This is a genomic window from uncultured Photobacterium sp., from assembly GCF_947502415.1.
Taxonomy (GTDB): Bacteria; Pseudomonadota; Gammaproteobacteria; order Enterobacterales; family Vibrionaceae; genus Photobacterium.
Map to the genome: position 1 here is coordinate 12,594 of NZ_CANMZV010000010.1, position 12,911 is coordinate 25,504.

The following is a 12,911-nucleotide window of genomic DNA, read 5'->3' on the forward strand; positions in this document are numbered from 1 at the left end:
GTCGTAATCAGGATGGAGCACATTCCATTGAAAATTACTAATGAGTATAGATGGATTGAGGTTGTGACTAGGCTAGAGCCGTGGGAAATACCTACTTAGAAGTAAGGCTTTTTACTATTTCCCTGGAGGTAAAAATAATGCTTCCAGCATTGCTGCGTCGTCAAAGTGGCGCTCACCGATAAAGGCGGTGGCATGATGGCCGGACTGTCGCATCGCTCCGGGGGACTTCACTCCGAATGGCCACAGATAAAAGCGTTCTAACCGCTGGCTGGCTGAAAGCATTCCCTGCTCGTCGAACAGGCTTTTGTTGTTTTCCTCAGAAAGTGGAAGGCTACGTAGCTGATCATAGTTGAGTAAGCTCAAAGAGCGAGCTTTAGGGCTGCTATTTCCCCAATGCACCTCTTTAAGCATGTGTTCGCCGTGGGAGAGAGTAATACGCAAACTATTAGCCTTTTTGTTTGGATAGATATACCAGGTGATAGGGGCTTCTGTGCCAGCCTGTTTCGGGGCAAATCTTAGAGTGGGGTCAAGGGTAAATACCATATGGTAACAACCGCAGTGGTGGATACTGTCGAGAATATACGGTTGTCCTTGAGGATCTAATGTTAACCGTACTAAAACGCCATCGAATTTTCCGGCATAGGGGTCAAGACTCGATTTGGCTGTTCGGTTGGAAAACCAGAGGCTGTATTGCAGCTGAAGTAATATTTTGCCATGGAAACGGGTATAGCTGTGGCTGACATAGAGTGCCGGCTCCTTGATGTTTACTGCGGCTCGCCCATCAGGCCTGTATTCTACCTGGCCGGGCTTATCATCAAGTGATACCGATTCCACCATAAACTCTGGGGCGTAATACGTTAATAACTGGGTAATTTGGCTATCGGTCAATAGCGGCCATTCAAGGTCTGATTTTTCGTTTGCCTTGTGGAACCACCTCTGTATTGTGGCTTGATTCAGTGATGGCTTGTCATTCACTCCATATTTCACAATGTAGTCATGTTGTGGAGCGATAAAATCGCTGATGATGCGTGTTTTCTCTTTATCGATAGCAGGGGCTGCAAATAATTGGCTAATCGGATAAAGGCCAATGACACGTTGCCAGTCTTGATAATTCGAGGGAATTTCTGGTGGATATTGCGTTATTTGCTCCCAAAATTGTTTGTCATTTAAAGTGTGGGCTGTGAGCTGTGCGGCACAGTTTTCCTGAGCGTCAAAGTTGATACCGGCTTTATGAGGTAGGTTTTGGAATTCTACTTTGCGCTGGATAGCGGCTTGTCGGGAAACATAGTTGAGCCATAAGGTTTTGTCTTTAGGTGATTGGAGTTCTGGTAGCAAAGCAAGGCTGAAGCGATCAAAAGCCAGGTGAGGGTACTGGGGCAGCCAACGTAGTTGGGCATCTTGCACATCTTGTTGCTGAACTTCTTGTTTGAAGTTAGTGAGTTTAAGTGCACAAGTTTGTAGCTGTGCCGGATAAAGAACGGATGGCTCTGGCAGGCTGGCACAGGATGCGATCAAAAAGCTGATGCAGAGCAATCCTAATACGCGCATAGAACACCTCGTAACTGATTATGGTATTGATGATATTAGTGTAATGCGCGTAAGAAAGAGGAATGAGGCTAATAAAAAAAACAGTGGCCGAGTTGGCCACTGCTGGGTAACGTAGTATATGAATTCGGCTAAATAAAGAAGCTTGCCATCATAAAATGATATGTGGCAGGTAACGAGACATATCCTGGGTGACTTTGGATGAATCTTCCCTGATTGAGATACCGCCTGCTTTGTCATCTACCAGCCAGCTGCCGATTAAAGTGTAGTAATCATTGAATTTCGGAAGCGGATGGTAGGCCTGGAAGATCACGCCTTCATCGCCATAAGGCCCGTCAACACGGAGGGTTTGCTGGCCATTCTGGACGACGGTGATATTGGCACCTTCGCGGCTAAAAATTGGCTTGATCACATAGTCTTTCAGGTTGCTGAGTTTTGGGTCGTCAGGAAAATAAGTGGGCAGCAGATTTGGATGGCCTTCGAATTTTTGCCATAGCAGCGGTAGCAGCGCTTTATTACTGAGCACTGATTTCCACATAGGTTCCAGCCAGTTCACCTTAGCGCCAGCTAGTTGGGGGGCGTATTCCTCGCGGAACATAAACTCCCATGGATAGAGTTTGAACATCCAGCGGATCGGGCGATCTTTGAGATCGGTAAATTCACCTTTGCCGTTAAGCCCGATATCTTCAACATGGACAAAAGCGGTCGAAAGGCCGGCTTCTTTTGCGCAGTCTTCGAGATATTGTACAGTCCCGCGGTCCTCTTCGGTGTCTTTACAGCAGGCGAAGTGTAGGGTTTGCCCCGGTTGTTGGCTGGCAAGTTGCTGGAAACGCCCCATTAGCCGTTCTTGTAAAATATTGAACTGATCCGCATCTCGTCTTATTGAGCCTTTGTTGACTAAATCTTCCAGCCAAAGCCATTGCCAGAACCCGGTTTCGTATAAAGACGTCGGGGTGTCTGCGTTGTTCTCGTAGAGTTTGGCATGTCCTTTACCGTCGTAGGCAAAATCGAGTCGTGAATAGAGGGAAGGTTCTTTGCGTTGCCAGGAGTCGAGAACGTTTTGCCACATTGCTTTGGGGATTTGAAAACGCCGTAGCCAGTATTCGTCTCGTACTACGGTGTCGACAACGTCCAGGCACATCTGGTGGATCTCTTCGGTAGGATCTTCCAGATCGCGCTCGATCTGATCAAGGGTGAACTGGTAATAAGCGGTTTCGTCCCAATAGGGTTCGCCATACATAGTGTGGAAACCAAAACCGAATTCTGCTGCGAGATCTCGCCAATTAGGCCGCTCCTTGCTCTCGATTCGAAGCATAGGGTTATCCTTATATCGTTGTTTTTACTCGTTTGATGACCATTCTATAGGGTTTATACCAAACTGAACAATAATCTGATCCAATCAGAGCATTTTGAGTCTTTTGAGAATAATTTAAACTGATGAAGATATAGTGGCTGGAAAAATAAGTATTGTGGATGCTTAAAAAGAAGGAAACCGCCAGACGGGTTGTCTGGCGGGCTTTGATTAGTCTTTTTGATGCTCGATAACATACATCTCGTTGGTGTGTTCGTGCAGGCTGTTGACACGGAAAACGTGTTGGTTGCAATCCAGCCCTTTTTCATATTCCGAAAGGTAAATATCGCTGTGAATATGTTCCGCAACAAGCTTGTTAATGAGCGGGTTGTTGGTGTAAACCCCGACAGACTCATTGAAGTTCGAGAAAATAAGCGAACGGTGCATGTCTGCGACTACTATCAGGCGTCTGGACGGGTATAGCGACTCTTCGTCCGCTGAACGGGAGTAGATCTCAATATTTGGATGCGGTTTATCCAGCTGTTTGAAGGAGAAAACGATGACCCGTACTCCACGTTCAACCGCCTGGACGAGTTCCTCTTTAAAATCATGCAGGCTGAAATCAGTATTGATATAGATTTCTTTCTCTGCATGGTTAAGCACTTCGCGCACTTTTTGTTTCAGGTTTTCAAAACCTGCCACATTGAAGATAAATTCTTTTTCATCTTCAGATATCAGGTTTTTTAATTCAGTCTTGAGGTAGTGAATATTATCTATGCACTTTTTCTCGATCTGTTCGAAGATCAAATCCGGGGATTTAGCTTCATACTCTTTTGTTTGACCATCGCAGAGAAATATATAACCATTGTTATATAAATTATCGATAGAAGAGTAAACCGTCGATCGGGACAGTGATATTTCTTTGGCAATCTTATATCCACTTGAACGCCCGTTTTGCAGCAGGCATAAATAAACGAGTGCATCTGTTTTTGAAAAACCGAAAGCCATTAATTTATCAACTAACTGAGTCAACGTTCCCCCTAAATAAATATCCGTTTACTTACAAATTAATACAATTCTCTCATGCTTTTATATGTTTTGGAATGAGAATATTCAGGGCAATATCACGTTATTGCTATCAGCTTTATAAAATTCGGCTAATAAAATAAAACAGGCCAGCAATATCGCTGGCCTATTAATCATTGGCAACGGTTTCTGGTCAAAATATTAAATAATCACCTATAATCTATTAATTATTTTTTCATTGTACGTAAAACAACCACTTCGTTTTGTTGCAGGTTGATTTGCGCTTTACCATTGGCAACAACCACGGAGTCTGAATCTAGAAGGTTCGGGTAGCTACCATTAGCCAGACCAATGTTCTGGACATTAACGCTGGTGGCAGGGCCTATATTAACTGCAACAAGCACGATGTCGTCACCGGCATTACGCTCAAATACTAGAACGTTTTCATTAACCCAGCGCTCGATATATAAGCCTTGTTGGATTGCAAAGCTATCGGCGCGAAGTTGGCTGAGTTTCTTGATTAACCCATAGGCTGGTGTGCTTTGGTCGAAGCTAGGCATGACTTCGCGGTTGAACGGATCGCTACCGACCTGACCGAAGTTGTTGACGGTAAAGTTGGCGGCATATTGTTCGGTGCCGTAGTAGATACAAGGTACACCGCGAGATGTCATAATTACCGCCAGACCAAGCTCCAGACGCTGACGAGCAAAGTCTGCATTTTGACGGCCGCCGGGCTCATTATTACTTGGACCAAAGGTGTTTTTGTCTGAGCGTAGCGCGGTACTGATACGTGCCATGTCATGGTTGTCCAGGAAGGTTACCTGCCAATCGGAAGCATCGAAAGCGTGGTCACGTTCTTTCAGGTAGTTGTTCAGCGTGTACATGTCGGTACGGTTTGTAAGTACTTGCTCCATCGTATCGCGCAGGCCGAAGTCAAGCAGTGCTGAGCCGGAAGTATTGGCATAATCAATTGCCATACCGTCGATACCTGTTTTAGATGTTGCACTGGCGCCGAACCACTCACCGAAGAAGTAGAAGCCGCGTCCTTTTGACTGGGCATAGCTGTAAATATCGCCTGTCCAGCGCTGGATAAAGGATTTTTCCATGTGCTTGATAGCGTCGATGCGGATGGCATCAACACCCATATCAATCCAGAATTTTGCACCGTCAGTCAGGTAGTTATAGGTCGCCTGGTTGTTCTGATCGAAATCGGTCAGGTTGAACAGGTTGTGATGGGTGACCTGATACCAGTCGTTCCAGTTGCTAACGCCGCCATTGTGGTGATACCAGTTGGTTCCTGCGGCAACATCACTTTGGTAATTGGTAATGTACTGGCCATTGCGGTAAAGGGCTCCGAACTCCATTTCGTCATTTGGGTTAGAATGGTTTGGTGCGTAGTCCAGCACCAGTTTCATGTCGTATTCCGCGCTGTGCATTTTTGCTACCAGCTCTTTGAAATCATCAATGGTGCCCAGGTGCTCATCTACTTTGAAGAAATCTTTACCCCAATAGCCGTGGTAAGCCGCATCACCGTATTGGTTGGCACCATCAACGTTGTCGATCGGCGGAGTAATCCAGATGGCACCGACACCCATATCTTTGAGGTAATCGAGTTTATTGATCAGGCCACGAATATCACCACCCTGGTATTTCTTCAGGTTGCTGCCGTCAGCGGAATAAGAACGGCTGTCGTGACCGGCATTGTTGCTTGAATCACCATCGGAGAAACGGTCCAGAAAGACGAAATACATGGTACTGTCACGCATTTCCAGTGCTGGTTTCTCATGAATAAAGACTTGCTGGCTATTATCGTAGAAGTTGATGATATAGGTTTTGTTTGGTTCTACAGTGAAGTTTTGTTGAGGGTAGCTTTCTTGCCAGTCACCGAATCGGTCTATTTTAAAACCAGGCACAATATTATTTGTACCGTTCTGGAAGGTTTTTGTGATTTGCCATTTATTATTACCTAAATAGGTCATGGCTTCATTTTGCCATCCGTTTGCGGTTCCTCTGAAATACGCTTGATTCCAGTCAGCTATAGCAGCCTGAGAGAAAATCAGAGCAGAGAGTAAGATTATTGTTTTTTTCATTATGTCCTTTAATTCTATCGTTTGTTTGGATATATCTTCAAAGCCCTGGATATTCAGGAGAATATCCAGGGGCAGTGAGATTGTTTATAAACTTTAGGGTGTTTCTTTATTATGGCTGGTTATGTAATGGTCTCTGCTTTTTAATCTCTCCTCCTGTTAAAATATTGCGAAGCTGTGAATGTTGCAAAAGCACATTCGTTATTTGTTTTGATTGCTTTATTAACTTTTTATCTGAAAGTCAAATATTACTTCTCGACTTTGATAACTTTATATCCATAAGCAGGAAGTATCATCTGATTTTCAAATTCTTCGTCTTTATAAGTCAATAGGTTCTTCACTGACTTATTAGCTAATTCGGCTGGTAATTTCAGCGCACTTTCTGCTGGCTCGTTGTTTATCAGAATTATCATGTTACCACGTTGGTAGATGAGTGTTTTCTGTTGCTCTCCGATATGCAGCCATTGAAGGGACGGCGCCTGTAAATCAGAAAACTCCTTGCGCAGGTTGATCAGTGACTGGATGAATGCTTTGAAATCCTGATCTTGTTTCGATTCATCCCACTCCATGCATTTACGGTGTGCTTCGCTGCCCATCGCCTTGTAGCCTTCCATACCAATTTCGCCGCCATAGTAGATACATGGGCTGCCGACTTGGGTAAACATGAACAGGTAGGCCAGTGTTGCCTTTTCTTTGCTGCCTGCTGCTTCACTGATGATCCGCGATGTGTCGTGGCTCTCCAGCAGGTTGAAGATTGAAGCGTTTACGTTACGCGGATAGTTAAGGTATGAATTGTTGACATCACACTGGAACGATTGTGCATCAGTGTGGCCAAAGGCGAAAAATTCTTTGATTGCTGATGTCAGTGGGTAGTTCATCAGCGAGTCATACTGATCGCCTTGTAGCCATGCCATGCCTTCGTGCCAGATCTCACCTAGGATATAGCAGTCAGGTTTGATCGATTTGACGACTTTGCGGAAATCACGCCAGAACTGGTGATCGACTTCATTGGCCACATCTAGGCGCCAGCCATCAATATCAAACTCTTCAACCCAGTAGCGGGCAACGTCGAGCAGGTAGGCACGGCATTCCGGATTTTCCGTGTTCAGCTTCGGCATGGTATGAACATTGCCGAATGTTTCATAGTTCAGGTTAGTGAAGTCCCAGGTTTCCAGCGGTTTATCCGGATAAACAGGGAAGTCTTTAATCCAGAACCAGTCTTTGTATTTGGATTTGTCACCGTTTTCGACCACATCCAGCCATAGCGGTGATTCGCTGCCGATATGGTTAAATACGGCATCGAGCATCACTTTCATGCCGCGCTTGTGGGCTGCATCGACCAGTGCTTTAAATGCTTCTTTGCCACCAAAGTGAGGATCAACCTGCATGTAGTCGATGGTGTCGTACTTGTGGTTGGCATTGGCAAAAAAGATCGGGCAGAAATACAGGCCGTTGATGCCGAGTTCCTGCAAATAATCGAGATTATCAATCACACCCCATAGATCGCCGCCCATAAAGTTATCATTGGTTGGTGTGCTTCCCCAAGGTTCGGCGTTGGCCGGTGAGATTTCCGGGCGGCCATTGGCAAAACGTTCAGGGAAAATCTGGTACCAGACGGTATCTTTAACCCAGGCGGGTGTTTTCAGTACATCTGCCGGGTTGATGTAAGGGAAACAGTAAAAGTTGCTCAGGTGGCTCAGAGCCTTGCTGTTTTCCTGCTGATCATCGGTTAAAGGAACGCATTTTTTCTCTCCGAACAGCAGCGTCTCGCTGCCGTCCAAGCTGGTTAAGATAAAACCATAGCGGGTGCGCTTGCGTGTCGGTTTATATTCTGCAAACCAGCAATCGTAAAGATCGGTCGAGCCTTCGAGTTCCATGTCGACTTCTTCGCCGCCGCTCCAACCATATGCGTCACTGCCTTCGAGGTTACCACCGTCAAGGCCGCCTTCTTCCCACTTGTATGGGTCGCCAATCCACAAGGTTACTTTTCCCACTTCACCTTTAGCACTGCGCATTCGAATATGCAGTGTTTCATTGTCATTCGCGTAGCTAAATGCACTTTTTGCTGTATGAATCAGCGAACTTCTCGTGATCATGGTATTTCCTTTGTTATTCCTTAACTGCACCGCTTACCAGGCCGCTCGCAATATGTTTTTGCAGCAGCATGAAAAGAAGGGTGATCGGTACAGCGACAAGTAATGCGCCTGCCGTAAACAGGGTGTAGTTCTCGTTTGATTGAGAAGAGATCCAGCTGAAGATCCCGACTGCCAGGGTCTGATTTTCTTCACTGCGGAGGATCAGGGTCGGTAGAATGAAATCCATCCATGGCGCGGTGAAAGATACCAAGGCAACGAACACCATAATTGGCTTCGCAAGCGGTAAAATAATTTCCCAGAAGATTGTAAAGTGGCCTGCGCCATCGATTTTTGCCGCTTCGTCCAGCGAAGTCGGGATGGCGTCGAAATAGCCTTTAACCAACCATGCCAGGAAAGGCAGTGAGCCTGTGACATAAACCAGTAATAGGCCCAGATAGCTGTCAATCAGGTTCAACTTAGACAGGAAGATATAAATTGCTGTCATTGACAGGAATGCCGGGAACATTTGCAAAACCAAAATACCCATCAAGACATTCTTTTTGTTCTTGAAGCGGTAACGCGAGAAGGTGTAAGCCGTCATCGTTACCAGAACGAGGGAGATCAGCATGTTCAGAACTGACAGGATAAGGGTGTTCTTGTACCACTGAACATAAGGTGTTTCGAACAGTAGGGTTTTGTAATGATCCAGGGTAAAACCGAATCCGCCAAAGCTGGTACTGAACAGGTTCTGTCCCGGTTTGAATGAAGCCATGACGGTCCATAGGATAGGGGCCAGTACAATGACAGCATTCGCGATAAGGAACAGGTAAACCAAGCTGTTTGCTAGATTAATTTTTCTTTTAGCCAACATAATTACATCCCCACATCGTCTTTAAAGGATTTCATGCGTCTGAACTGCCAGATTGCGATAACAGACAGGAACAGGAAGATGATGATCGAAACCACAGAGGCAATGTGATACTGCTGGAAGTCCAACGTCAGCTTGTAGATCCAGGTGATCAAAATATCGGTATGGCCTGCAAAGCGGTAATCCGGGTTAATTGGACCGCCGTTGGTCAGCAGGTAGATAGCACCGAAGTTGTTGAAATTATGGGCAAAGGTCATTACCAGTGATGGGGCGATTTGGTGAAGCACCATAGGCAGGGTAATTTCAAAGAACTGCTGGAATTTGCTTGCACCATCAATTTCACTGGCTTCGTAGAGGTCTGCTGGGATATTGGTCAATGCTCCAGAGATCAAGAGCATGAAGTAAGGTGCACCTACCCATACACTGATGGCAATAACCATGAATTTTGCCATTATCGGATCGGTAAGGAATGGGATCGCATCAACGCCCCAGAAAGATAGCAGGTTGTTGACCGGGCCGATCCCATTGAGCAATAGACGGAACACCAGTAAGGTGACAAACGCTGGAATTGCATAAGGCAAAATAAAGACAAAACGCCATAGCTTCTTGAATTTGATGTCTTTTTTTTCAACTGCTAACGCAAGAACAAAACCGAAGACAAAAACGCAGAAGGTCGCGGACAATGCCCAAATAACGGTCCATACCGCTACGCCAAAGAAGGTTTCAGACCAGATCTTTAGTTGAAACAGCTGGAGGAAGTTACCGAAGCCAACCCAGTCAACCAAGTTACGCGGCGGAATATGATTAGGCGCCGAATAGTTAGTAAACGAAACCAGTACGGTAATAACAATGGGTAAAATAACGAAAAAGGTCGCGGCCAGTGCTGCCGGGCTTAACGCAATAAAAGCAAAGTTATTGTCGTAGAATTTACGTAGCTGGCTAGCCAGCGGTAATTCTGTTTTGCTGACAGCCAGGGCATCTTTCACATTGGCGATGTAAATCCATGTGAAAAACAGCACCATGATCAGGCTAATTACGCCTTCAACCAGCATGAATACAGAGTTATCACCCTGAATAATATCGAAGCCTCTCCGCGTTTGGGCAACGTCCCCCAAGGTCATTAAACCTTGCAGCGCAGCGATCAGATCCGGCAGGTAGGTGACGAATAATAACTGTGCGCTGAGATAAAATAACCCTTTTAGATAATGGTTATTTTTTAGTTGGGTTGCGCCCATGACAAGGAGAGATAGAGGAACGTTGAACGATCCTCTTTTCTCTACGCTAATTAACATATATCTACTCTTTTACTCTTGATGGCGAATCGAATTATTGCTGCAGATTTACTGCTGCATAGCGATTTGCTGTTTGATAACCGATTCCGCTTTTTTCAGAGAAGCTTGCACATCAGCTTTGTTGTTCCAGATGTCGGCCAGTGCCGCAGTTACTGGTTGCCATACATAACCCATTTCAGGAATTGAAGGCATAGCGTCAGCGTGATAGCCCTGTGCGATAATTGCTTTGGTAAAGTCGTCGCCTGTCTTGGCTAGTTTTTCCATTGCACCTTTGTGAGGAGGGATAGCCTTCATCATCTCAAAGCGCTTAAGCTGCATATCTTCCGAAGTAACGAAGTCAGCAAATAGTTGGGCTGCACGAGGGTATTGAGAGAATGCAGAAACGCCTAACATTTTTACAGAAGAAAAAGTCGTAGGTTTTTTGCCTTTAAAGCTAGGTACAGGAACCGCGCCCAGATTGATACCTGAGTTGACATAGCCTTCAACAGCCCATGGGCCGTCAATGATGGCTGCCGCTTTACCTTCGGTGAACAAACCACGGCGAACCTGAACCTGGTTCATGTCTTCCGAGTTGGTATTCGTCGTTTCGCGCAGCGCCAACATGGCTTCGATACCTTTAACAGCACCTAGTGTGGCAATACCTACATCATTGGCATCTTTGCCGTCATTACCGAACTCATAGCCGTTGTACATAGACAGGAACATGCGGGATTCATAATAGTTCTGGATATCCCAAAGTAGCGCATATTTGTGCTCTTTCGGGTTGGTATAACCTTTACTGAATTCGATGATCTGCTCGAAACTGGTTGGTGCCTGAGGCAAAAGGTCTTTGTTATAGAAAAGGACAAGAGTTTCGAAAGAAAGAGGGAAACCGTAGCTCACGTCTTTGCTGTCTTTAGCGGCAACGGCGGCACTGTGAATGAAGTCTTTTTCGATACGTTCACCACTAACCAGGTTTTCCATGATGACGCCGGATGTTACTGCTCGGCCAAGAAAGTCATGAGGAAACTCGACAACGTCACCAACGCGGGTTGATGAACCATCCTGGATCAGGCGATTGATCGAGTTTAGCGGGCTGACTGAACGAACGTCGACATTTACCTTGTATTGCTGTTTAAATTCTTTGGCAGCGTATTGCATGAAGTCGGTGCTTGCACCTTTATCCGCCCAAACTTGTAACTCTGCGCCTTCTTCCGGCTGGACGGTTTGTGACGCCATGGATGGTAGGGCTGTTGTTATTAGCCCAGATGACAGAAGTGCAGATAAGATGATCTTTTTCATTTCCTGTTACCTTTGAATTCTTAAGTAGTAGTACGCCACGTACTACGCACATACTAGTTCTGCTTAGTTACCAGTCAAGTAATAATCAAACGTTATTGATTGAAGTGTGATTGCAATCAATAACGGTGTAATAAAATGGCTTGATTTATTGATAAGGGGGAATTCTATAAGAGTGGCAGTCATGCCTCTATTTATATAGTGCATTATTCAAAATTTAATTTAGCTTTATTTTTGTGGCGCATAAATATCCCTTAAAGAAATAAATAATTAATAAGAATATTTCCTATAGCTGACAAGTTAATGAATTACGTAAAATAAACATTAGTGTGAATATCATCACAAGAAATCGCTTATGTCTTGGTTGATCTTTAATTTCGTATCAATAGAATTAGTCGTACGCCATGTACCACTATCAAACAACATAATTCCAAACATCAAGGATCACGGGAATGAATAAGTCCTTACTGTCGGTACTGATTGTAAATGCTTTGGCTGCTGGTTACGCACACGCAGAGGTCGCACCATCTGATACATCGAATACTTTTGACCAGCTTGTGAATGTGGTAACGAATGTTAATGGTCACGTTGGCGTTGCTTATGAAATTAAAGAAACTGAGTATACTTGGTTAGATGATCCTAAAGGTAACTTTAAGGAAAAGCATAAAGAAAATAGTTACATTGATGGATTCTATAACTTCAATGATTTGAATGTGTTCGGTAATTATAAAATTACAGAAATTACGACTTTACAGAGTAAAGCAAACGGTAAATATCAAAAGTCTGAAACCACAAAATATGAAATTACGACTAATTACCGTTATGTGTTATCAGAAAGTTTAAACACGGGTTTAGGCTATAGCTTACAGTATGAAGACGGCTATACCCTTACACCTGATAATGATAAGGTGAATACAACTGAAGCTCAGCATGAGTTCGGTACCTGGCTTGGCTACTGGAACAATGAAGGCCAGTGGGGTTTCTACAGTGATGTTGCTGTTGGTTGGAAAAACTCAGATAAAAGTCAATGGGGTGAGTCAGATACAGATTTATTCCATGTCAGCTTTAAGCCGTTTATGAATCTAGGTAAATTCTTTGTTGCTGCAGAGCTTTATTATGAAGATCAGCAAACAGAATCTAATAAAGATTTTACAGAGCGTTATATTGAACCTGAGTTAGCTTATAGTTTTGGTGAAGGTAAGCGAGTATTTGTGAAACATCGCTTTAGTGAAAAAGAAACCAAAATTTCGCATAACAATGGTAAAACTGATACCTATTTTGAAAACATCAACAAGACCACTCTGGGTTATCAGCAAACTGTTGGTGATAACTGGTGGGTATCTGCTGAAGTTGAATTAACTCGTGAAAAACACGAAGCAAATGATGTTCGAACTGCAGATAAGGACAGTGACAATTTTAAATTATTCGCGCAATATCGTTTCTAGGATA

The 12,911-nt window shown here is 44.5% G+C and carries 9 protein-coding genes; 1 reads left to right on the plus strand and 8 read right to left on the minus strand.

Translation table 11 applies throughout. The features are described from left to right. Positions 1-114: 114 nt before the first annotated feature. The 8 genes from Q0852_RS12145 to Q0852_RS12180 all read right to left on the minus strand — a co-directional run bounded on the left by Q0852_RS12145 (position 115) and on the right by Q0852_RS12180 (position 11,465). Entirely contained in the window at positions 115-1,548 is a 1,434-nt protein-coding gene (locus tag Q0852_RS12145; RefSeq protein WP_299018292.1) for a hypothetical protein, read from the minus strand. A gap of 148 nt (positions 1,549-1,696) precedes the next feature. Beyond that, positions 1,697-2,860, minus strand: coding sequence for a glutathionylspermidine synthase family protein (locus Q0852_RS12150; protein WP_299018293.1), 1,164 nt, complete (start codon positions 2,858-2,860; stop codon positions 1,697-1,699). 207 nt (positions 2,861-3,067) lie between these two features. Beyond that, positions 3,068-3,868: a TrmB family transcriptional regulator gene (locus Q0852_RS12155; RefSeq protein WP_299018294.1), complete on the minus strand. Its 801-nt coding sequence runs from the start codon at positions 3,866-3,868 to the stop codon at positions 3,068-3,070. 221 nt (positions 3,869-4,089) lie between these two features. Next, on the minus strand, positions 4,090-5,952 hold the full coding sequence (locus tag Q0852_RS12160) for an alpha-amylase family glycosyl hydrolase (protein WP_299018295.1): 1,863 nt from the start codon (positions 5,950-5,952) through the stop codon (positions 4,090-4,092). A gap of 245 nt (positions 5,953-6,197) precedes the next feature. After that, entirely contained in the window at positions 6,198-8,045 is a 1,848-nt protein-coding gene (locus tag Q0852_RS12165; RefSeq protein ID WP_299018296.1) for a glycoside hydrolase family 13 protein, read from the minus strand. Between the two features lie 13 nt (positions 8,046-8,058). Further along, positions 8,059-8,895 carry a sugar ABC transporter permease gene (locus Q0852_RS12170; RefSeq protein WP_299018297.1) on the minus strand — a complete coding sequence of 279 codons (837 nt, stop codon included), beginning with the start codon at positions 8,893-8,895 and terminating at the stop codon, positions 8,059-8,061. 2 nt (positions 8,896-8,897) lie between these two features. Next, positions 8,898-10,184, minus strand: a complete 1,287-nt coding sequence (locus Q0852_RS12175) for a carbohydrate ABC transporter permease (protein ID WP_299018298.1) — start codon at positions 10,182-10,184, stop codon at positions 8,898-8,900. 48 nt (positions 10,185-10,232) lie between these two features. After that, complete coding sequence (locus Q0852_RS12180; protein ID WP_299018299.1) at positions 10,233-11,465, minus strand: maltose ABC transporter substrate-binding protein; 1,233 nt, start codon at positions 11,463-11,465, stop codon at positions 10,233-10,235. Between the two features lie 449 nt (positions 11,466-11,914). Between Q0852_RS12180 and Q0852_RS12185 the strand changes: the two genes are divergently transcribed. Further along, positions 11,915-12,907, plus strand: a complete 993-nt coding sequence (locus Q0852_RS12185; protein WP_299018300.1) for a hypothetical protein — start codon at positions 11,915-11,917, stop codon at positions 12,905-12,907. The last annotated feature ends 4 nt before the right edge of the window (positions 12,908-12,911 follow it).